This window comes from Streptomyces corynorhini (assembly GCF_003346515.1).
GTDB classification, from domain to species: Bacteria; Actinomycetota; Actinomycetes; order Streptomycetales; family Streptomycetaceae; genus Streptomyces; species Streptomyces corynorhini.
Window position 1 is genome coordinate 1 of the sequence record NZ_QQNA01000064.1, and the last position, 21227, is coordinate 21227.

Below are 21227 nucleotides of genomic sequence, written 5' to 3' on the forward strand. Positions count from 1 at the left end.
CCAGCCGGTCGGGGCGCGCGGCGGCCAGCGCTACGAGCGCCCGCGCGCACGCGGCGCGCGCGGCGTCGAGTTCGGGGGCCGCACCTGCGGCGACGGCGGGCACGAGCAGGGGCGGACCGGGGCACACCGCGGCGGATACGAGCATGATCGGCAGCCTAAACGGCGCGGCGCCCGGCCGACGCCCACGCGAGACCGCGCCCCCACGCGAGACCGCGCCCCCTCGCGCGGAGCGCGTCACCGCGCGCCCGGCACGCCCCCACGGCCGGGCCGCGAAGGCGTCCGCGGTACGTCCCCGGTCCGGTGGCCGTCACTCGACGGCGCACCCACCCGTGACCGCCGGAAGCGGCGCGGGAACGCCCACCGTGGGCAGTCCCAGCAGCACCCCGGCCGGCTGCGCGGCGGGAGCGGCGGTGCGCCGCTCCCAGGCGTCACCGGCACGGGTACGGCGCACCGCGGGGGCCGGTCCTTCGGCGAGCAGGTGGTGCGGGGCCGCGTAGGTGATCTCCACGGTCACCACATCGCCGGGCCGTGCCTGTTCGTCCGGCCTGGTGAAGTGGACGAGCCGGTTGTCGGGGGCGCGTCCGGAGAGCCGGTGGGTGGCTCCGTCCTTGCGGCCCTCGCCCTCGGCGACCATGACGTCGAGCACCCTGCCGACCTGTTTCCTGTTCTCCTCCCAGGAGATCTCCTCCTGGAGGGCGGAGAGCCGCATGTAGCGCTCCTGGACGACCGCCTTGGGGATCTGCCCGTCCATGTCGGCGGCCGGGGTGCCGGGGCGCTTGGAGTACTGGAAGGTGAACGCCTGCGCGAAACGCGCCTCGCGCACCACCTTCATCGTCTGCTCGAAGTCCTCCTCCGTCTCGCCGGGGAAGCCCACGATGATGTCGGTGGAGATGGCCGCGTGCGGGATCGCCGCACGCACCTTGTCGATGATGCCCAGGTAACGGTCCTGCCGGTACGAGCGGCGCATCGCCTTCAGGATCGGGTCCGAGCCGGATTGCAGCGGCATGTGGAGCTGCGGCATCACGTTGGGGGTCTCGGCCATCGCCGCGATCACGTCGTCCGTGAAGTCGCGCGGATGCGGCGAGGTGAAGCGGACCCGCTCCAGCCCCTCGATCGCGCCGCAGGCGCGCAGCAGCTTGGAGAACGCCTCGCGGTCGCCCATGTCGGAGCCGTACGCGTTGACGTTCTGGCCGAGCAGCGTGATCTCGGAGACGCCCTCGGAGACCAGCGCCTCGATCTCCGCCAGGATGTCGCCGGGGCGGCGGTCCTTCTCCTTGCCGCGCAGCGCGGGGACGATGCAGAAGGTGCAGGTGTTGTTGCAGCCGACGGAGATGGAGACCCACGCGGCGTAGGCGGACTCGCGGCGGGTCGGCAGCGTGGAGGGGAACGCCTCCAGGGACTCCGCGATCTCGATCTGTGCCTCTTCCTGGACGCGGGCGCGCTCCAGGAGGACCGGCAGCTTGCCGATGTTGTGTGTGCCGAAGACGACGTCGACCCAGGGCGCGCGCCGCACGATGGTGTCGCGGTCCTTCTGCGCGAGGCAGCCGCCGACGGCGATCTGCATGCCTGGTCGCCTCGTCTTCATCGGCGCCAGCCGGCCGAGGTTGCCGTACAGCTTGTTGTCGGCGTTCTCCCGCACCGCACAGGTGTTGAAGACGACGACATCGGCGTCCCCGTCGGCGCCTTCGGGCGCGCGGACGTATCCGGCTCCCTCCAGCAGGCCCGACAGCCGCTCGGAGTCGTGGACATTCATCTGGCACCCGTAGGTGCGCACCTCGTAAGTCTTCGCGCTCATCTCGCCCACCAGGGTACGGGGTCCCGCGCGCCCGGCGTCCGGGGATTCCCGGGGAGGCCGTGGCGACCTCCTGCCAAGCCCTGGTCATCACGGGGAGTGAGCTGACAGGATCGGCGCATGTTCACTTTCCCGGCCCGGCTCCGCGGGGCCCGTGTCCTCCAGGGCGCCGCCGCGTTCCTGGTGGTGCTCGGGCTGCTGCTGTGGTGGCTGCTGCCGATCGGGAAGCCCACGCCGAGCGGCTCGGTCGTGTTCAGCACCGGGGTGAACAGCGGGGTCTACGAGCGGTACGGGAAGATGCTGAAGGACGATCTCGGCCGCGATCTGCCCGAGGTGTCGGTCACGCTGCGCAGCAGCGAGGGCTCGCAGGAGAACATCGCCCGGGTGGCCTCCGGCGAGGCCCAGTTCACCATCGCGACCGCCGACGCCGTGGCCAAGTACCAGATGGACGGCAAGCCGGGCGCGGAGCGGCTGCGCGGCTGCGCGCGCCTGTACGACGACTACGTGCAGCTGGTCACCGCAAAGGACAAGAAGATCGGCTCCGTCGCCGATCTGGCCGGCCTGCGCGTGGGCGTGGGGCAGGAGAGGTCGGGGGTGCGTCTGCTGGCCGACCGGATCCTCACGGCCACGGGGATAGACCCGCTGAAGGGCATCACCCCGGTCTCGTCCGGCATAGACACGATGCCGGTCCAGCTGGAGCGGGGCGAGCTGGACGCCTTCTTCTGGTCGGGAGGGCTGCCGACCAGCACGGTCCAGAAGCTGGCCGGGCGCTTCTCCATCAGCCTGGTCCCGCTGACGCCGTCCCTGATCGCCCAGTTGCACGACACGGGCGGGGCGAGCGCGCGCTACTACAGGTCCGCCGCGATGCCCGCGGACGCCTACGGCGAAGCGCAGGGGAACAAGGCGGTGCGGACCATCGCGGTGGCCAATCTCCTGGTCACCACGGACCGGGTCTCGGAAGAGCTGGTCAAGGGCTTCACCCGTACCGTGATCAAGAGCAGGGACCGCATAGGCGAGAAGGTCCATCCGGCTCAGCTGGTGGACCTGCGGACCGCGATATACACGGACCCGCTCCCCCTGCACGACGGCGCCCAGCAGTACTACCAGTCGGTCAAGCCCTGACGGTCCGCCTGGCGCGGGCGCACGGACCGGGGACGCGGACCGGGGGCACGGACCGGGCGCCCAAGCCGGGGGCGCGGGCGCGCGGACCGGCGCCTCTCAGGGCGCCGGGGCGGAACGCGGGACGCTGAGGGTCACCCGCAGACCGCGTGGCCGCCCGTGCGCGTACGAGATCGAGCCGCCGCCCGCCGTGAGCAGCGCCCGGGTGATGGACAGGCCGAGTCCCGAGCCCTTGATGTTCTGGTGCCGCCCGCTGCGCCAGAAGCGGTCCCCGATCCGGGCGATCTCGTCGTCCGTGAGTCCGGGGCCGCCGTCGCTGACGACGATCGTGGAGGTCGCGCCCTCACCGGCGACGGTGACGGTGACCTCTTCGCCCGCCGGAGTGAACTTCAGCGCGTTGTCGATCACGGCGTCCAGCGCGCTGGAGAGCGCGATGGGGTCGGCCCAGGCCGTGACGGCGGCGCGGTGCTCGGTCAGCCGGATCCCCTTCTCCTCGGCGAGGGCCCGCCAGGCCGCGACGCGTTCGCTGGCCAGCTGACCGATGTCGGTGAGCCGCAGATCGGCGTCGCTGTGCTCGGCCAGCGCCAGCCCCAGCAGGTCGTCCAGGACCTGGGCGAGCCGTTTGCCCTCGGTCCGCACGGCGGCGATCTCCTCGTTCCCCTCGGGCAGTTCGAGGCCGAGCAGCTCGATGCGCAGCAGCAGGGCGGCCAGCGGATTGCGCAGTTGGTGGGAGGCGTCGGCGACGAAGGCGCGCTGCTGCTCCAGCACGTTCTCGACGTTGTCGGCCATCTCGTTGAACGAGTCGGCCAGTCGGCGCAGTTCCGGCGGTCCGCCCGCCGCGGCGACGCGGGACTTCATCCGGCCGGTGGCGATGTCGTGGGTGGCCGCGTCCAGCACCCGTACGGGACGCAGCACCCAGCCCGTCAGCCGGACGGCCAGTCCCACGGCCACCAGCATGGCCAGCGCCTCGCCCGCGGCGATGTACAGCCAGCCCCGCAGGATCCGCGACCGCATCTGGCCGGTCGGGGAGTCGGTCACCACGACCGCGACGACGTCCCCGTCCCGTACCACCGGCGAGTCGACGATGAGCCGGCCGGTCTGCCAGGGCCAGACCTGCTCGGGGTCGCCGCTGCGTCGGCCCAGCAGCGCCTCCTTGAAGGAGGTGCGCCCCTGCCCGTCCGCCGGCACGCTCCAGTTCCACGGGGCCTTGGCCATGGCGTCGTCGTCGCGGTAGAAGACGCCGGCCTTGATGCCGTACACGTCGTGGTAACGCTTGAGTTCCTCCTCCAGCAGCTCGCGGCGCTCCTCGGTGCCCGAGGCGCCCTCGGCGACGAACTGGGCGAGCGCCGCGACGCGGGCCGTGTCGTCGATGCGGTCCACGACGACCTTCTGCTGTTCCGCGGCGGCCAGCCGCACGGCGAGCGGAAACCCCAGCGCGAGGAGTACGCCCGCCATGAGAACGATCAGCAGGGGGAACAGGCGGCTGCTCACGGGCGGCTACGGCCCCGGGGGCGCGGCCGGGACGACGAGCCGGTAGCCGACCCCCCGTACGGTCTCGATCAGCGCGGGCATGCCGAGCTTGCCCCGCAGCGAGGCGACGTGGACTTCGAGTGTGCGGCCGGTGCCTTCCCAACTGGTGCGCCACACCTCGCTGATGATCTGCTCCCGGCCGAAGACCACGCCGGGGCGCTGGGCGAGCAGCGCCAGCAGATCGAATTCCTTGCGGGTCAGCTGGACCGCGTCACCGTCGACGGTGACGCGTCTGGTGGGCAGTTCCAGGGTGAGCCGGCCCAGTCGCTGGGCGGCCTCGGGACCGGACCCCGGCTCGTCCCCGCTCGTCGTGCGCCGGCTGACGGCGTGGATCCGGGCGAGCAGTTCGCCGGTGTCGTACGGCTTGACGACGTAGTCGTCGGCTCCCAGGTTGAGGCCGTGGATCCGGGACCGGACATCGGCACGCGCCGTCACCATGATCACCGGAGTCGCCGTGATCTTCCGGATCTTGCCGCAGACCTGGTAGCCGTCCTGGTCGGGCAGGCCGAGATCGAGCAGCACCACCCCGAACGGTGATTTCCCGGCGGTGGCGGCGGGAAGGAGCGCCTGGAGCGCCTCCTCGCCGTTGCGGGCATGGGTGACCTGGAATCCATGCTTGGCGAGCACGGCCGACAGGGCGGCGGCGACATGGTCGTCGTCCTCCACGAGCAGCAGTCTCACGAGCCCCCTCTTCGCGGTCGCGGTCATGAACGTTCGCGGTCGCGGTCATGAACGAGTACGTGTTTCGGTACGTCTTCGAATAAGTACGTACCTGGCATCCACGCCGATGGTGCCGCGCCAGTCAAGTGTCTTCCCGTTACGCCGAGGTTTCCGTTACCCACCCGGTACTCCCCGCACCGCCCTCTTCACACGGAGTGTCCGATTGCGGCCGGATCGTTATGCTCAATTTCAGCTCAGATGTAATGACGCTGATCGCAGTGCGTGACTAAGGTCCTCCCAACCGAGGAGGACGGAGCAAAAAGCCGATGAGCGGAGTGTCAGCGACCAAGGGCACCGAGGACGCCGGGCCGGCGACGGGCGACCTGGTCGTACTGAGCAACGTGAACAAGCACTTCGGCGCGCTGCATGTGCTCCAGGACATCGACCTGACCATCGCCCGTGGCGAGGTCGTGGTCGTCATCGGACCCTCCGGGTCCGGCAAGTCCACACTGTGCCGCACCATCAACCGCCTGGAGACGATCGATTCGGGCGCCATCACGATCGACGGGAAGCCGCTGCCGGACGAGGGCAGGGAGCTGGCCAGGCTGCGCGCCGATGTCGGCATGGTCTTCCAGTCGTTCAACCTCTTCGCGCACAAGACCGTGCTGGAGAACGTCACACTGGGCCAGCTGAAGGTCCGCAAGGCCGACAAGAAGGCGGCCGAGGAGAAGGCGCGGGCGCTGCTCGACCGGGTGGGCGTCGGCTCACAGGCCGACAAGTACCCGGCGCAGCTCTCGGGTGGTCAGCAGCAGCGCGTCGCCATCGCGCGGGCGCTGGCGATGGACCCGAAGGTCATGCTCTTCGACGAGCCGACCTCGGCGCTCGACCCCGAGATGATCAACGAAGTTCTTGAAGTCATGCAGCAACTGGCGCGCGACGGGATGACGATGGTCGTCGTCACCCACGAGATGGGCTTCGCCCGCTCGGCCGCGAACCGGGTGGTCTTCATGGCGGACGGCCGGATCGTCGAAGAGGCGTCACCCGACGAGTTCTTCAGCAATCCGCGCAGTGACCGGGCCAAGGACTTCCTGTCGAAGATCCTGCACCACTGATTCCACCGACTCCGCTGGTCCCGTACCACCGACCCCGCCCGCCGGTCCTCACCCACTGATTCCCGCACGGCCGTATCCGTACCGCCGGTGTCCGCGTCATGGATCACCGCGTCAGTGGTCGGGGCCCCGCTCACGGCTCTTTCACAGCTCTTCTTACGGCTCTACCGAGTTCGGCAGAACCTGTTCGTTCACGTCTCACCGAGGGAAGTCCACCATGAAGCTTCAGAAGGCAAGCGCGGCGGCCGCCACCGCCCTGGTCATCGCCCTGACCGCCACGGCCTGCGGCGGCGACAGCGGCGACGACAGCAGCGGCGGTGACGGCGGCGGCAAGATCACCATCGGTATCAAGTTCGACCAGCCCGGCATCGGCCTGCAGAAGCCGGACGGCACGTACGCGGGCTTCGACGTGGACGTGGCGACGTACGTCGCCAAGGAACTCGGTTACGACGCCAAGAACATCGTCTGGAAAAAGGCCCCCAGCGCCGAGCGCGAGAACCTGATCGCCAACGGTGACGTCAAGCTCGTCGCCGCCAGCTACACGATCAACGACGAGCGCAAGAAGAAGGTCGACTTCGCCGGCCCGTACCTCCTCGCCCACCAGGACCTGCTGGTCCGCGCGGACGACGGCTCCATCACCAAGGCCGAGGACCTGAACTCCAAGAAGCTCTGTTCGGTCACGGGCTCGACCTCGGCGCAGAACATCCACGACACGCTGGCGCCGAAGGCCGACCTTCAGGAGTACGCCGGCTACTCCGAGTGTCTGACGGGTCTGGAGAACAAGGCCGTCGACGCGCTGACCACGGACGACTCCATCCTCGCCGGCTACGCCGCGCAGCCGGAGCTGAAGGGCAAGTTCAAGCTGGTCGGTCTCAAGCTCAGTGACGAGCCCTACGGCATCGGCCTCAAGAAGGGCGACACCGAGCTGAAGACCAAGGTCAACGACGCCCTCAAGAAGATGGTGTCGGACGGCTCCTGGGAGAAGGCCGTGAAGGCCAACTTCGGCCCGGCCGGCTACAAGAACGAGCCCGCCCCGCAGATCGCCGACTGACGACAGCAGTGACGCGCCGCCGGCCGGTCCGGCGGCGCGTACCGACCAGCCAACCAGGGGAGAGCTCGGGGCATCGTGTTCGACTTTCTTGATTCCGGGCAGTACGACCTGCTCGGCGCCTTCTGGGTGACGGTGCAGCTCACCCTCTACTCCGCAGTCGGTTCCCTCATATGGGGAACCCTGCTCGCCGGGATGCGGGTCAGTCCTGTGCCCCTTCTGCGTACCTTCGGTACCGGGTACGTCAACGTGGTCCGTAACACCCCGCTGACCCTGGTGCTGGTCGGCTGTTCGCTGGGGCTCGGCCAGACCCTCCAGTTCACGCTCGGCGGCCAGGACTTCAAGTCCATCGGCTTCCGGCTCGCCGTTCTGGGGCTGGTCGCCTATACGAGCACCTTCGTCTGCGAGTCGATCCGCTCCGGCATCAACACGGTGCCGGTCGGCCAGGCGGAGGCGGCACGCGCCCTCGGGCTGAGCTTCCGCCAGGTTCTGACGCTGATCGTGCTTCCGCAGGCGTTCCGCTCCGTGGTGGCACCGCTCGCCAACGTACTGATCGCGCTGACCAAGAACACCACGGTGGCCGCGGCCATCGGTGTCGCGGAGGCCGCGGCGTTGATGAAGAAAATGATCGAGAACGAATCCAGCGCGCTCTTCGCGGTCTTCGCGGTCTTCGCCTTCGGATTCATCGTTCTCACCCTTCCGACCGGTCTGCTGCTGGGCTGGGTCAGCAAGCGAGTGGCGGTGAAGCGATGAGCGCGACGTCCGTTCTGTACGACGCCCCGGGGAAACGTGCCAAGCGGCGCAATGTGATCTACACGGTCGTGTTCCTGGTCGTGTTCGCCCTGGCGGCCTGGTGGATCCTGTCGGTCATGGCCGACAAGAACCAGCTGGCGGCCGAGAAGTGGAGTCCCTTCGTCAAGGACTCCAAGGTGTGGACCACCTATCTGCTGCCGGGCCTCGGTGAGACGATCAAGGCCGCGGCCCTCGCCATCGTGATCGCGCTGCCCCTCGGTGCGCTGCTCGGTATCGGCAGACTCTCCGATCATGCCTGGGTACGCGTGCCGGTCGGCGCGGTGGTGGAGTTCTTCCGGTCCATCCCGGTCCTGATGATGATGATTTTCGCAGGCGCGTTGTACGTGCAGTTCAGCAATGTCTCGTCCGATCTGCGACCGCTCTACGCGGTGGTGACGGGGCTCGTGCTCTACAACTCGTCCGTCATCGCCGAGGTCGTACGCGCCGGAATCCTCACGCTGCCGCGCGGCCAGACCGACGCCGCCAAGGCGATCGGTATGCGCAAGGGCCAGACCATGGGGTACGTGCTGCTGCCGCAGGCGGTCACGGCGATGCTCCCGGCCCTGGTCAGCCAGCTCGTGGTGATCGTCAAGGACACCGCTCTGGGGGGCGCGATCCTCGGGTTCGCCGATCTGCTCTCGCAGAAGGACACGATTCCCGCCAACTACGGCGCGAACACGATCGCGACGCTCGTCGTCATCGCACTGCTGTACATCGTCCTGAACTTCGCGCTCACCACGTTCGCCGGGTGGCTGGAGAAGCGGCTGCGCGGCGCCAAGAGGAGCACGGGCGCGGTGCTCGGAGCCGATGACGCGGATCAGGCCAACGCGCCGGGCGCCCCGGCGAACGCCAGCGGCGCCTGAGACGGACGGGACTGGGGGTGCGCGCGCCGCGCCGGGCAGCGCTTGACGCGAGCACCCCCAGTGGGTTGCATACGTTCTGTGATCACGCATCGGGCTCCTACCGCCCTTGACCGTATGACCGCACGGGCCGGAGGGGTCGTGCCGTGGACCCGGTGATCGTCGTCGGCGCGGGCCCCGTCGGGCTCGCGCTGGCGCTGGCCCTCGCCGCCCAGGACGTCCCCTCCGTCGTACTGGACGAGGGCGACGGTACGGACGATCCCCGCCCGGCCCGTACGGCCATACTGCGGCCCGACACCGCCGCGCTGGTCGCCCGGCTGGGCTGTACGACCCTCGGTGCCGAGGGCGTCCGCTGGACCGGATGGCGGCTGATGCGCCGCAAGCAGCTGATGCGTGAGCTGCCTCTCGGCGGCCGGGACGGCGCTCCGGCACCCCTGCACATTCCGCAGCACGCCCTGGCGCGCGGGCTGCGCGAGGCCATCGCGGGCCAGGATCTGGTGCGGCTGGTCACCGGCAGCCGGCTCGACGCGCTGGAGCAGCACGGCCGCTCGATCACGGCACACACCCGCGGCGGCGCGGCGGGCCGCTGGCGGGGCAGCCATCTGGTGGGCTGCGACGGCGCCAGGTCCACCGTCCGCAAACTGCTCGGTATCCGCTTCCCGGGGCGTACGGCCGTGGAGCGGCACGCCGTCGCCGCGCTCCGCGCCGATCTGCCCTGGCCGGGCGAGGCGCTGCTGCACCGGCAGCCGCCCTGGCGCGGCGGCGGCGAGGAGGTCTCGGCGCGCCCGCTGACGGACGATGTGTGGCGGCTGGACTGGCTGCTGCCCTCGCGCGGTGAGCTGGTGACGCCCGACGCGCTGGTGGGTCGGCTGCGCGACACGCTGGCCGGCTGGTGCGGGGAGACCCCGCCGTACGAGCTGCTCGACACCGGTGTCTACACGCTGCACCACCGGCTGGCCAGACGCTGGCGCGCGGGCCGGGCGTTCCTGGCAGGGGACGCCGCGCACCTGCTCGGCGCGGTGGGCACACAGGGACTGGACGAGGGGCTGCGCGACGTCGGCAACCTGGCCTGGAAACTGGCCGAGGACTGGCACCACGTCGCCTCGGAGACCCTGCTCGACAGCTATCAGGCCGAGCGGCGCACCGCGGTCGCCGCGCGGCTGCGCGCGGCGGACCAGTCGCTGCCGATACTGCGCGGCGGTGGCGGGCTGCGCACGTACATGCCGGGGGCCACGCGCGGGCACGACATGCTGCTCGCCGACGGGCAGCTGGGGAACGGACCATTGGGAGCACCGCCGTCCTATCCGCACTCCCCTCTCGCGCCCCCGCGCGCCGAGGCGCGCACGGAGGTGAGTACGCCCCCCGGCGGGCCGGTCGTGGACGTACGGGTGACGGCGCCCGACGGAACGACCGTGCGGCTCGGGGACCGGCTCGGTCAGGGGCGGCTGCTGGTGGTGCTGGTCGCGCCGGGCACCGGGGTGTGGGACCGGCGGCACTGGCTGACGGCGGGGGTGATGCCACGGCTGGCCGCCGCCGTGACGGCTCTGCCGGTACGGGCGGAGCTGCTGGTCACCGAGGCGTATCCGGGGGCTTCCGCGCACAACGTGCTGCTGGTGCGCCCGGATGGGCATCTGGTGGCGGCTTTCGGCGGAGTGCGCCCCGCCGACCTCTACGCGGCGGCGGACGCGGCGCGCGGCGGCGCTCCGGCGGCGCGGCCCGCGGGGGAGGGCGCGGGGGAGCGCGCGGAGGGGCAGGCGCCGGAGGATTCGGCCGGGCGGGAGGAAGAGACCCGGCCGACGCGCGACCGCACCGCGAACATCAATTGACCGTCGCGGGCTCACATGGTGTACTCCGAATTGTGACCGACACCGATGTGCGCCTGTGGCGGAGAGTCCATATGGACCTGCTCCGCTATGCGGGCTGCGTCTGTCGCCCGTCCTGCTGATTCGCCCTTCTCTTCACGTGCCTGCCGCGCCGTGCTCGTGGCAGGCACACCCTCGCGAACTTCTCAGGACGGTCACCATGTCTGTTTCCGTACGTACCTCCGCGCCCGCGGCCGCCGTCCCGGCGGCCGGTGCGCGTCCCGTCGCTTCTCCCCCGGTCTCCGGGCCGTCCCCCGCCGAGCTGCTGGACTTCGTCCGCAGGACGGTCGGCGACGGCACCCTGATCGCCTCCCTCCCCCTCGACCCCGAGGGCCGTACCTGGGTGCGGCTCGACGGGCCCGCGGGCAGCGAGGCGTGGCTGATCGGCTGGCCGCCCGGAACGGGCACGGGCTGGCACGACCACGGCGGCTCGCACGGTGCCTTCGCCACCGCGTCGGGCTCGCTGCGGGAGGACTCGCTGGCGGCCAGGCTGCCGACCGAGGGGTGGAAGACCCTGGAGCTGGCGGAGGACGTGGACCGCGAGCGGCGCCTGTCGGCGGGCGAGGGCCGGGCGTTCGGCCGGCACCATGTGCACGAGGTCCGCAACGAGTCGCCGGCCGAGCACGCGATCTCCGTGCACGCCTACTACCCGCCGCTGCCCCTGATGCGGCGCTACAGCCGTACGGGCGCGGTGCTCCGTCTCGAGCAGGTCGAGCGTCCCGAGGAGTGGCAGTGAGCGACAGCGTGGCGTCGGGTGGGCCGGGAGCGGACGAGGCGGCGACGGGGCGCGTGACGGCCGAGCGGGTGGGCATAGACGAACTGCTGGAACGGGTACGCGAGGATCTGGACCGTGTGAGCCCGCGCGAGGCGTTCGACGCCGCGGCCGAGGGTGCCCTGCTGGTGGACATCCGGTACGCGGCGCTGCGGGAGCGCGACGGGCTGATCCCGGGCGCCTTGGTCGTGGAGCGCAACGAGCTGGAGTGGCGGCTCGATCCGCAGGGCAGCCATCGCGCCCCCGAGGCCACGGGGCACGGACTGCGGGTGATAGTGATCTGCAACGAGGGGTACGCGTCCAGCCTGGCGGCGGTGTCCCTGCGTCAGCTGGGTCTCGATCGCGCGACCGACCTGGTGGGCGGCTTCCAGGCGTGGAAGTCGGCGGGGCTGCCGGTCTCCCGGTAGCCGGTGGCGGAGTGGCACCGGCAGCGGATCGGTCGGCGCGGCTTCCGGCTTCCGGCTTCCGGCTTCCGGCTTCCGGCTTCCGGCTTCCGGCTTCCGGTCAGTCGAAGCCCTCGTCCAGTCCGTCGGTGTCCTCCCCCTCCTCCTCCAGTGCCTGTCTGACCACGCGCAGCGCCATTCCCTCCGAGTAGCCCTTGCGGGCCAGCATGCCCGCGAGCCTGCGCAGTCGTTTGTCGCGCTCCAGGCCGCGGGTGGCGCGGAGCTTGCGGGCGATCAGCTCGCGCGCGGTCATCTCTTCCTGGTCCGAGTCCAGCTGTCCGACCGCGTCGTCGATCAGCGCGGCGTCCACGCCTTTCGTACGCAGCTCCCGCGCGAGGGCTCGCCGGGCAAGGCCCCGGCCGTGGTGCCGGGACTCCACCCAGGCGTCCGCGAACGCCGCGTCATTGATCAGTCCCACGTCCTCGAAGCGGCAGAGCACCTCCTGCGCGACCTCGTCGGAGATCTCCCGCTTCGCCAGCGCGTCCGCCAATTGCTTGCGGGTGCGCGGGGTGCCGGTGAGCAGGCGCAGACAGATCGCCCGCGCCCGCTCCGCCGGATCCTGGGGCGACAGCTCCCGCTCGGCCCTCGACGAGTCGGAGCTGCCGCCCGGCTCTTCCGTCCGCCGCCTCTGTGTGTAAGGCACGGTCCCGGACTAGCTCTTGGCCGCTGCCGCCTTGGCCGCCTTGGCCTTGGCGGCGGGGGCGGGCACGGACTTGGGCGCGTCGTCGGCCGTGGCGGGACCGCCCGCCGCGTCCGCGCCGGGCTCCGTTCCCGGGGTCTGCGGCCTGACGCCGATGCCCAGCTTCTCCAGGATCTTCTTCTCGATCTCATTGGCGAGGTCGGGGTTGTCCTTGAGGAAGTTCCGGGCGTTCTCCTTGCCCTGGCCGAGCTGGTCGCCCTCGTACGTGTACCAGGCGCCGGCCTTGCGCACGAAGCCGTGCTCGACGCCCATGTCGATCAGACCGCCCTCGCGGCTGATGCCCTGGCCGTACAGGATGTCGAACTCGGCCTGCTTGAAGGGCGGCGCGACCTTGTTCTTGACGACCTTCACGCGGGTGCGGTTGCCGACGGCGTCGGTGCCGTCCTTCAGGGTCTCGATCCGGCGGATGTCGAGGCGCACCGAGGCGTAGAACTTGAGCGCCCGGCCACCGGTCGTGGTCTCCGGCGAACCGAACATCACGCCGATCTTCTCGCGGAGCTGGTTGATGAAGATCGCGGTGGTCTTGGACTGGTTGAGCGCGCTGGTGATCTTCCGGAGCGCCTGGCTCATCAGCCGCGCCTGGAGACCCACGTGCGAGTCGCCCATCTCGCCCTCGATCTCCGCGCGCGGCACCAGGGCCGCCACGGAGTCGATGACGATGAGGTCGAGCGCCCCGGAGCGGACCAGCATGTCCACGATTTCGAGCGCCTGCTCGCCGTTGTCCGGCTGGGACAGGAGCAGGTTGTCGATGTCGACGCCGAGCTTCTTCGCGTACTCGGGGTCGAGGGCGTGTTCGGCGTCCACGAAGGCCACCGAACCACCGAGCCGCTGCGCGTTCGCCACGGCGTGCAGCGTCAGCGTCGTCTTACCGGAGGACTCCGGGCCGTACACCTCCACCACGCGGCCGCGCGGCAGACCGCCGACGCCGAGCGCGACGTCGAGCGCGGTCGAGCCGGTGGGGATGACCTCGATGGGCTCGTTGGGCCGGTCACCGAGGCGCATCACCGCGCCCTTCCCGAATTGCCGTTCAATCTGTGCGAGAGCGGCGTCCAGCGCCTTCTCGCGGTCGGTTCCTGCCATGGGTTCCACCCGATTTGCTTGAGTCGATCGCTTCACGTCGATGACGCTATCCCCTGCCACTGACAACGCGCCCCGACGCCCTCCCGGCCTGTGGAAAACCGGCCGGGTCCGTCCGGCCGGACCACGCCATCACACGACCGCGCCGGCCGGCCCGGGAAACACCGTCCGCCACCCCATAAGAATGGATGTTCGATTTTGGTGTCAAGCGCGCTCGCGGCGCAGCGCGTGTCGCAGCCGCGTCAGGGGCGCGGTGCCGCCGCGTGGCCTGCGGCCCCGCACCCTCGGGTCGTCCATCACGTCGTACCGCTTCACGTACGCCCCGAGGAACGCCTGGAGCGTGGCGATCGCGGGGATGGCGATCAGCGCGCCGACCGCGCCCAGCAGGGCGGTTCCCGCGATGACCGATCCGAAGGCCACGGCCGGGTGGATGTCGACGGTCCTGGCGGTCAGCTTCGGCTGGAGCATGTAGTTCTCGAACTGCTGGTAGATCACCACGAAGGCGAGCACCCACAGCGCGTACCAGGGGTCGACGGTGAAGGCGATCAGCATCGGCAGGGCGCCCGCGAGATATGTGCCGATGGTCGGGATGAACTGGGAGACCAGCCCCACCCACACGGCGAGCGCCGGCGCGTAGGGCACGTCCAGGATCTCCAGCATGACGTAGTGCGCCACCCCGGAGATGAGTGCCATCAGCCCGCGCGAGTAGAGGTAGCCGCCCGTCTTGTCGACCGCGATCTCCCAGGCGCGGAGCACCTCGGCCTGCCGGGCGGGCGGCAGCACGGAGCACAGCGCGCGCCGCAGCCGGGGCCCGTCCGCCGCGAAGTAGAACGAGAACAGGAAGATCGTCAACAGCCGGAAAAGCCCGCCCAGGACGGTGGTGGAGACATCGAGGACTCCGGTCGCGCTGTTCTGCACGTATCGCTGCAGCCAGTCGGAGTGCAGCAGGCTGTCCTGGACCGCGACCCGGGACAGCTCCGTGTGGAAGGTCTCGTTGATCCAGTTGATCACCGAGTCGAGGTACTGGGGGAAGGAGTCGACCATGTCGACGATCTGACCGGCCAGTATCGAACCGAGCATCACGACGAAGCCGACGCTCGCGATCAGCACCACGAAGAAGACGATGAAAGTGGCGAGTCCGCGCCGCATGCCGTGATCCGCCATCCGGCCGACGGCGGGCTCGACCGCCAGCGCCAGAAAGAAGGCGATCAGTATGTTGATCAGCAATCCGATGAGCTGATGGAACGCCCAACTGCCCAGCTGGAAACAGGCGAGGAGCGTCAGCGCGAGGATCATGGCCCGCGGCAGCCAGCCGGGCATACGGCCGCGCTCGCGTCGGCCGTTCCCGTCGTCGGGCGGGGCCGGACGTGCCGCCGGAGGCGTCCCGGACGGCGCGGCCCGCGGAGCGGTCACAGGGGAGGACGGCGGGGGAATCGGCGGTTGTACACCCGATGCGGTGTTGTCAGTCGGTGCCACGGGCCCAGTGTGGCCTACCTCTGTGACACCGGGCCCACAGGCGTGTCAGCGCTTCTCGGCCGGAATTCCCATGGCCGCGCAGACCGCGCGCCAGACGTCCTTCGCCTCCCAGCCGGAGTCGAGTGCCTCGTGCACCGTACGGCCGCCCAGTTCGGCCATCACATGGTCCCGGGCGAAGGAGTCGGCGTAGGAGGCGCCGAAGTGGTCCGCCATCCGTTCCCAGAAAATCGTCAACCGCATGCCATCAGTATCCCGCCCCTGAGAGTGCAGCCGGGCCCGTCCCCCTTGTCCCCCGCCGTTTCCGGCCTACGGTCGGAACATGGCTGGCACCGCAGGATCCCCCACGTCCCCCCTCGCCCGCGCCGAGCGCTTCGTCTGGCTGACGGCCCGCGTGCTCGAACAGCGCCGATTCGCCTACCACTTCCTCGGTGCCGGAGCGGGAGCGGACCGCGGGAAGGAGGCGGTCGAGGCCGCGCTCACCGCGTACCGCGAGGAGGACGGGGGGTACGGGCACGGACTCGAACCCGATCTGCGCGGCCCCGTCAGCCAGCCCCTCCACACGGCGCACGCGCTGCGGGTCCTGGACTCCATCGGCCGCTGCGACGGGCCGCGGGTCGAGCGGATCTGCCGCTATCTCACCTCGGTGTCCACCCCCGAGGGCGCGCTGCCCGCGCTCCACCCCTCGCTGCGGGGCTATCCGCACGCGCCCTTCCTGCCGGTCACCGACAACCCGCCGGGAGATCTGCTGTCGACAGGCCCCGTCGTCGGCCTGCTGCACCGCAACGAGGTCTGGCACGCCTGGCTGTTCCGGGCCACCGACTTCTGCTGGGCCGCCGTCGACGCCCTGGAGGACACGCATCCGTACGAGGTCGAGGCCGCGGTGGCGTTCCTGGACGGTGTTCCCGACCGCGCGCGGGCCGAGGCGGCGGCCGACCGGCTCGGACGGCTGGTCCGGGAGCGCGGGCTGGCGGTGCTCGATCCGGCGCGTCCGGCGGACCGGCCCGTCTACCCGGGATACGCGCCGGGCGAGCACCACTTCCCGCACGACTTCGCGCGCGTGCCCGGCTCTCTGGCCCGGGGCTGGTTCACCGACGAGGAGATGGAACGCTCGCTCGGCCTCCTCGCCGGCCGCCAGCGCGAGGACGGCGGCTGGCCGGTGACCCGGCGCGAGTGGGCGCCGGGGACCGCGCTGGAGTCGCGGCCGATCGTGACCATCGACGCGCTGCTGACCCTGCGGGCGTACGGGCGCGCCATCGGCTGACCGGCCCGGGGCGCCCGCGGCGTCCCTCGTCACGGCAGCCGGATCCCGCGGCAAGGGGCGTTTGCCCAGGTCCGGGCGATTGTCAGTGGCCGGGTGCACGATGGGGGCATGGCACGCACCGCGCTCGACTCCTTCTCCCCCGCGACCCGCGGCTGGTTCACGGGGGCCTTCTCCGCACCCACCGCGGCGCAGGAGGGCGCGTGGCGTGCCATCGGGGAGGGGTCGGACGTGCTGGTCGTGGCCCCGACCGGCTCGGGAAAGACGCTGGCCGCCTTTCTCGCCGCCCTGGACCGACTGGCCTCGGCGCCACCGCCCGCCGAAACGAAGAAGCGGTGCCGCGTGCTGTACGTGTCGCCGCTGAAAGCCCTCGCCGTCGACGTGGAGCGCAATCTGCGCAGCCCGCTCACCGGGATCCGGCAGGAGTCGGTGCGGCGCGGGCTGCCCGAGCCCGAGGTGCGGGTGGGTATCCGCTCGGGCGACACCCCGGCCGCCGAGCGGCGCTCGATGGCCGTCCGGCCGCCCGACATCCTGATCACCACCCCGGAGTCGCTGTTCCTGATGCTCACGTCCTCCGCCAGGGACGCGCTCGCCGGTATCGAGACGGTGATCCTGGACGAGGTGCACGCCGTCGCGGGGACGAAACGCGGCGCGCACCTGGCGCTGTCCCTGGAGCGGCTGGACGAGCTGCTGCCGCGCCCGGCCCGCCGCATCGGGCTGTCGGCGACGGTGCGTCCGGTCGAGGAGGTGGCCCGCTATCTGTCGCCGCAGCGCAGGGTGGAGATCGTCCAGCCCGCCTCCGGCAAGGAGTTCGACCTCTCGGTGGTCGTCCCGGTCGAGGACCTCGGCGAGCTGGGCGGCTCCCCGGCGTCGGACGCGGGCGGCGCGGAGAAGCCGTCGATCTGGCCGCATGTGGAGGAGCGCATCGCCGATCTCGTCCAGGCCCACCGCTCCACGATCGTCTTCGCCAACTCCCGCAGACTGGCCGAGCGCCTGTGCAACCGGCTCAACGAGATCGGCTACGAACGCGCGACCGGCGAGCCGATGCCGGAGGAGCACTCCCCCGCCCAGCTGATGGCCCAGTCGGGCGCGGCCAGAGGCGCGCCGCCCCTGCTGGCCCGCGCCCACCACGGCTCGGTCTCCAAGGAGCAGCGCGCCCAGGTGGAGGAGGACCTCAAGGCGGGCCGGCTGCCCGCCGTCGTGGCCACGTCCAGTCTGGAGCTGGGGATCGACATGGGCGCGGTGGACCTGGTCATCCAGGTCGAGTCGCCGCCCTCGGTCGCCTCCGGCCTCCAGCGGGTCGGCCGGGCGGGCCACCAGGTGGGCGCGGTCTCCACCGGTGTGGTCTTCCCGAAGTACCGGGGCGATCTGGTGCAGGCCGCCGTGGTCACCGAACGGATGCGCGGCGGGGAGATCGAGGCACTGCGGGTGCCCGCCAATCCGCTGGACGTGCTGGCCCAGCAGCTGGTGGCCCTGGTCGCGCTGGACAGCAGGCAGGCCGACGACCTGCTCGCCCTGGCCCGGCGCTCCGCGCCGTTCGCCTCCCTGCCCGAGTCAGCCTTCACCGCCGTGCTGGACATGCTCGCCGGACGCTATCCCTCGGACGCCTTCGCCGAGCTGCGCCCGCGCGTGGTGTGGGACCGCGTCACCGGTACGGTCACGGGCCGCCCGGGTGCCCAGCGCCTGGCCGTCACCTCCGGCGGCACCATCCCCGACCGGGGCCTCTTCGGTGTCTTCCTCGCCGGGGCCGACCCCAAGAAGGGCGGCGGCCGGGTCGGCGAGCTGGACGAGGAGATGGTCTACGAGTCCCGGGTCGGAGACGTCTTCACTCTCGGTACCTCGTCCTGGCGGATCGAGGACATCACCCGCGACCGCGTGCTGGTCTCCCCCGCCCCCGGTGTCCCCGGACGGCTGCCGTTCTGGAAGGGCGACCAACTGGGCCGCCCCCTGGAGCTGGGGCGCGCCGTGGGCGCTTTCCTGCGCGAGGTCGGCTCCCTTCCCGAGGAGGACGCCCGGCTGCGTCTGACGGCGGCCGGCCTGGACACTCTGGCAGCCGGCAATCTGCTCTCGTACCTCGATGAGCAGCGCCGCTCGTGCGGTCATGTCCCCGACGACAGGACGATCCTGGTCGAGCGGTTCCGCGACGAGCTGGGTGACTGGCGGGTGGTGATCCACTCCCCGTTCGGCGCCCAGGTGCACGCCCCGTGGGCGCTGGCCCTGGGCGCCCGGCTCTCCGAGCGGTACGGCATGGACGCGCAGGTCATGCACGCCGACGACGGCATCGTGCTGCGGCTGCCCGACGCCGACCTGATGGGGTTCGGCCTCGACGACGAACGGGACGGCGGCAGCGCGGTCTTCGACAGCGAGCAGGCTCCGGTCGGAGCCGCGGACGTGGTGTTCGAAGGAGGCGACGTCCGGGGGATCGTCACCGATCAGGTGGGCGGCTCCGCGCTGTTCGCCTCCCGGTTCCGGGAGTGCGCGGCGCGGGCGCTGCTGCTGCCGCGTCGCAGCCCCGGCAAGCGCACACCTCTTTGGCAGCAGCGCCAGCGCGCCGCCCAGCTCCTCCAGGTGGCGAGCGAGTTCGGCTCGTTCCCCATCGTGCTGGAAGCGGTGCGCGAGTGCCTCCAGGACGTCTTCGACGTCCCCGGTCTCAGCGCGCTGATGACGGACATCGAATCGCGCCGGGTCCGGCTGGTCGAGGTCACGACGGCGGAGCCCTCCCCGTTCGCCCGGTCGCTGCTCTTCGGCTATGTCGCCCAGTTCCTCTACGAAGGCGACTCCCCGCTCGCCGAGCGGCGGGCCGCCGCGCTGTCGCTGGACTCCCGGCTGCTGGCGGAGCTGCTCGGCCAGGCCGAGCTGCGGGAGCTGCTCGACCCTGAGGTCCTCACCGAGCTGGAGAGCGAGCTGCGATGGCGCACCGAGGACCGGCGCGTCAAGGACCTCGAAGGCGTCGCGGACCTGCTGCGGGTGCTGGGCCCGCTGACCGACGCCGAGCTGGCCGAGCGCGGCGCGCTCGGCTCCTGGGCGCGGGAGCTGGCCTCGGCCCGCCGCGCCATCAGGGTGCGGATCGGCGGAGCCGATCACTGGGCGGCCATCGAGGACGCGGGGCGGCTGCGGGACGCCCTGGGCACGGCGCTGCCCGTCGGCGTGCCCGAAGCCTTCACCGAGCCGGTCAAGGACCCCCTGGGCGACCTTCTGGCCCGCTACGCGCGGACGCACGGCCCGTTCACCTCATCCGCGGCCGCCGAGCGCTTCGGCCTCGGCTCCGCCGTCACGGACGGCACGCTCCAGCGGCTCGCGGCGAGCGGCCGCGTCGTCCAGGGCGAGTTCCATCCCTCCGGTATCGGCCAGGAGTGGTGCGACGCCACGGTGCTGCGTCGGCTGCGCCGCCGGTCCCTGGCCGCGCTGCGTCAGGAGCTGGAGCCGGTGCCGCCCGCCGCGCTCGCCACCTTCCTCCCGCAGTGGCAGCATCTGAGCGGCAACAGTCTGCGGGGCATCGACGGGCTGGCCCGCGCCATCGAGCAGTTGCAGGGCGCTCCCGTCCCCGCCTCGGCGCTGGAGAAGCTGGTTCTCGCCTCCCGTGTCTCCGGATACACGCCCGCGCTGCTGGACGAGCTGACCACCACCGGCGAAGTCCTGTGGGCGGGCGCGGGCTCCCTGCCCGGCAAGGACGGCTGGGTGTCGCTGTATCTGGCGGACGCCGCTCCCCTGCTGCTGCCGCCCGCGCACCCATTGGAGCAGACCGCTCTGCACGCCTCCGTGCTGACCACGCTCTCCGGCGGCTACGGCCTGTTCTTCCGGCAGATCGCCGACCAGGTCCGCGCCACCACCCACCCCGACGCGACGGACCCGCTGCTGGCCGACGCCCTCTGGGACCTCGCCTGGGCGGGTCTGCTCACCAATGACACGCTGGCTCCGCTGCGCGCCCTGCTCGGCTCGGGCCGCACCGCGGGCTCCACCGCCCACCGCGCCCGGCGGACGGTGCCGCGCGGGCGGTACGGCACGCCGACCGCCGCGGCAAGACCCGCCTCCCGCACCGGCCCGCCCACGGTCAGCGGCCGCTGGTCGCTGCTCCCCGCCGTCGAGCCCGATCCCACGCACCGCGCCCACGCGCTGGCCCGCACGCTGCTGGACCGGCACGGCGTGGTGACCCGGGGCGCCGTCACAGCCGAAGGGGTGACGGGCGGCTTCTCCGCGATCTACCGGGTGCTGTCCGCGTTCGAGGACAGCGGGCAGGCGCGCCGCGGCTATGTCGTGGAGGGCCTGGGCGCCGCCCAGTTCGCGATGGACGGTGCCGTCGACCGGCTGCGCGCGGCGGCGACGGCGCGCGACCGCGCGCCGTCGCCGCCCTCCCCGCAGGCCGTGGTCCTGGCCGCCGCGGACCCCGCCAACGCCTACGGGGCGGCGCTGCCCTGGCCGGAACCACCGACCGGTGCCGGGCACAAACCGGGCCGCAAGGCAGGTGCGCTGGTCGTCCTGGTCGACGGCGAGCTGACGCTCTACATGGAGCGCGGCGGCAAGACGCTGCTGGCGTGGCCCACCGACCCGGAGGACCCCGCGCTGCGCTCGGCGACCGAGGCCCTGGCGGGCGCGGCCCGCGCGGGTGCCCTCGGCACCGTGACCGTGGAGCGGATCAACGGGGTCCCCGCGCTGACCGCTCCCCTGGGCCGCGCCCTTGAGGCGGCCGGCTTCCACGCCACCCCCAGAGGACTGCGGCTGCGTCCTTGAG

18 protein-coding genes are annotated in these 21227 nt (G+C 71.6%); 11 read left to right on the plus strand and 7 right to left on the minus strand.

Annotated elements, in window-relative coordinates:
- Positions 1-307 precede the first annotated feature (307 nt).
- Complete coding sequence (miaB, locus tag DVH02_RS10095) at positions 308-1795, minus strand: tRNA (N6-isopentenyl adenosine(37)-C2)-methylthiotransferase MiaB (RefSeq protein WP_114623456.1); 1488 nt, start codon at positions 1793-1795, stop codon at positions 308-310.
- A 117-nt stretch (positions 1796-1912) separates the two neighbouring features.
- Between miaB and DVH02_RS10100 the strand changes: the two genes are divergently transcribed.
- Positions 1913-2914, plus strand: coding sequence for a TAXI family TRAP transporter solute-binding subunit (locus DVH02_RS10100; RefSeq protein ID WP_114623432.1), 1002 nt, complete (start codon positions 1913-1915; stop codon positions 2912-2914).
- A 96-nt stretch (positions 2915-3010) separates the two neighbouring features.
- Here DVH02_RS10100 and DVH02_RS10105 read toward each other — a convergent pair whose 3' ends face one another.
- Entirely contained in the window at positions 3011-4402 is a 1392-nt protein-coding gene (locus DVH02_RS10105) for a sensor histidine kinase (protein WP_114623433.1), read from the minus strand.
- 6 nt (positions 4403-4408) lie between these two features.
- Positions 4409-5122, minus strand: coding sequence for a response regulator transcription factor (locus DVH02_RS10110; RefSeq protein ID WP_114623457.1), 714 nt, complete (start codon positions 5120-5122; stop codon positions 4409-4411).
- A gap of 305 nt (positions 5123-5427) precedes the next feature.
- Between DVH02_RS10110 and DVH02_RS10115 the strand changes: the two genes are divergently transcribed.
- From DVH02_RS10115 to DVH02_RS10145, 8 genes are all read left to right on the plus strand, one after another.
- Entirely contained in the window at positions 5428-6213 is a 786-nt protein-coding gene (locus DVH02_RS10115; RefSeq protein WP_114623434.1) for an amino acid ABC transporter ATP-binding protein, read from the plus strand.
- A gap of 214 nt (positions 6214-6427) precedes the next feature.
- Positions 6428-7261: a glutamate ABC transporter substrate-binding protein gene (locus DVH02_RS10120; protein WP_114623435.1), complete on the plus strand. Its 834-nt coding sequence runs from the start codon at positions 6428-6430 to the stop codon at positions 7259-7261.
- A gap of 75 nt (positions 7262-7336) precedes the next feature.
- Positions 7337-8011, plus strand: coding sequence for an amino acid ABC transporter permease (locus DVH02_RS10125; RefSeq protein ID WP_114623436.1), 675 nt, complete (start codon positions 7337-7339; stop codon positions 8009-8011).
- Positions 8008-8913, plus strand: coding sequence for an amino acid ABC transporter permease (locus tag DVH02_RS10130; protein WP_114623437.1), 906 nt, complete (start codon positions 8008-8010; stop codon positions 8911-8913). The genes DVH02_RS10125 and DVH02_RS10130 overlap by 4 nt, the downstream gene beginning before the upstream one ends.
- A 143-nt stretch (positions 8914-9056) precedes the next feature.
- Positions 9057-10736, plus strand: a complete 1680-nt coding sequence (locus DVH02_RS10135) for an FAD-dependent monooxygenase (protein ID WP_114623438.1) — start codon at positions 9057-9059, stop codon at positions 10734-10736.
- A 47-nt stretch (positions 10737-10783) separates the two neighbouring features.
- Positions 10784-10855 (plus strand): putative leader peptide, encoded by a 72-nt coding sequence (locus tag DVH02_RS36925; RefSeq protein ID WP_310851512.1) that lies wholly within the window; start codon positions 10784-10786, stop codon positions 10853-10855.
- A 77-nt stretch (positions 10856-10932) separates the two neighbouring features.
- Complete coding sequence (locus DVH02_RS10140; RefSeq protein ID WP_114623439.1) at positions 10933-11508, plus strand: cupin domain-containing protein; 576 nt, start codon at positions 10933-10935, stop codon at positions 11506-11508.
- A 53-nt stretch (positions 11509-11561) separates the two neighbouring features.
- Complete coding sequence (locus DVH02_RS10145) at positions 11562-11951, plus strand: rhodanese-like domain-containing protein (protein WP_114623458.1); 390 nt, start codon at positions 11562-11564, stop codon at positions 11949-11951.
- 97 nt (positions 11952-12048) lie between these two features.
- Here the strand turns inward: DVH02_RS10145 and recX are convergent, their stop codons facing one another.
- From recX to DVH02_RS10165, 4 genes are all read right to left on the minus strand, one after another.
- Positions 12049-12630: a recombination regulator RecX gene (recX, locus tag DVH02_RS10150; protein WP_114623440.1), complete on the minus strand. Its 582-nt coding sequence runs from the start codon at positions 12628-12630 to the stop codon at positions 12049-12051.
- Positions 12631-12639: 9 nt separating this feature from the next.
- Positions 12640-13767, minus strand: coding sequence for a recombinase RecA (gene recA / locus DVH02_RS10155; RefSeq protein WP_114623441.1), 1128 nt, complete (start codon positions 13765-13767; stop codon positions 12640-12642).
- Positions 13768-13968: 201 nt separating this feature from the next.
- Complete coding sequence (locus DVH02_RS10160; RefSeq protein WP_114623442.1) at positions 13969-15084, minus strand: AI-2E family transporter; 1116 nt, start codon at positions 15082-15084, stop codon at positions 13969-13971.
- 201 nt (positions 15085-15285) lie between these two features.
- Positions 15286-15480, minus strand: coding sequence for a DUF3046 domain-containing protein (locus DVH02_RS10165; RefSeq protein ID WP_114623443.1), 195 nt, complete (start codon positions 15478-15480; stop codon positions 15286-15288).
- A 79-nt stretch (positions 15481-15559) separates the two neighbouring features.
- Here DVH02_RS10165 and DVH02_RS10170 point away from each other — a divergent pair, with 79 nt between their 5' ends.
- Entirely contained in the window at positions 15560-16501 is a 942-nt protein-coding gene (locus DVH02_RS10170; protein ID WP_114623444.1) for a prenyltransferase/squalene oxidase repeat-containing protein, read from the plus strand.
- Between the two features lie 108 nt (positions 16502-16609).
- Complete coding sequence (locus DVH02_RS10175; protein ID WP_114623445.1) at positions 16610-21226, plus strand: ATP-dependent helicase; 4617 nt, start codon at positions 16610-16612, stop codon at positions 21224-21226.
- Position 21227: the final 1 nt, after the last annotated feature.

Excerpts from the sequence above, each read along its gene's own strand:
- miaB (WP_114623456.1), bottom strand. The coding sequence starts at position 1,795 with ATGAGCGCGAAGACTTACGAGGTGCGCACCTACGGGTGCCAGATGAAT.
- DVH02_RS10100 (WP_114623432.1), top strand. The coding sequence starts at position 1,913 with ATGTTCACTTTCCCGGCCCGGCTCCGCGGGGCCCGTGTCCTCCAGGGC.
- DVH02_RS10115 (WP_114623434.1), top strand. The coding sequence starts at position 5,428 with ATGAGCGGAGTGTCAGCGACCAAGGGCACCGAGGACGCCGGGCCGGCG.
- DVH02_RS10120 (WP_114623435.1), top strand. The coding sequence starts at position 6,428 with ATGAAGCTTCAGAAGGCAAGCGCGGCGGCCGCCACCGCCCTGGTCATC.
- DVH02_RS10130 (WP_114623437.1), top strand. The coding sequence starts at position 8,008 with ATGAGCGCGACGTCCGTTCTGTACGACGCCCCGGGGAAACGTGCCAAG.
- DVH02_RS10140 (WP_114623439.1), top strand. The coding sequence starts at position 10,933 with ATGTCTGTTTCCGTACGTACCTCCGCGCCCGCGGCCGCCGTCCCGGCG.
- recA (WP_114623441.1), bottom strand. The coding sequence starts at position 13,767 with ATGGCAGGAACCGACCGCGAGAAGGCGCTGGACGCCGCTCTCGCACAG.
- DVH02_RS10160 (WP_114623442.1), bottom strand. The coding sequence starts at position 15,084 with ATGCCCGGCTGGCTGCCGCGGGCCATGATCCTCGCGCTGACGCTCCTC.
- DVH02_RS10165 (WP_114623443.1), bottom strand. The coding sequence starts at position 15,480 with ATGCGGTTGACGATTTTCTGGGAACGGATGGCGGACCACTTCGGCGCC.
- DVH02_RS10170 (WP_114623444.1), top strand. The coding sequence starts at position 15,560 with ATGGCTGGCACCGCAGGATCCCCCACGTCCCCCCTCGCCCGCGCCGAG.
- DVH02_RS10175 (WP_114623445.1), top strand. The coding sequence starts at position 16,610 with ATGGCACGCACCGCGCTCGACTCCTTCTCCCCCGCGACCCGCGGCTGG.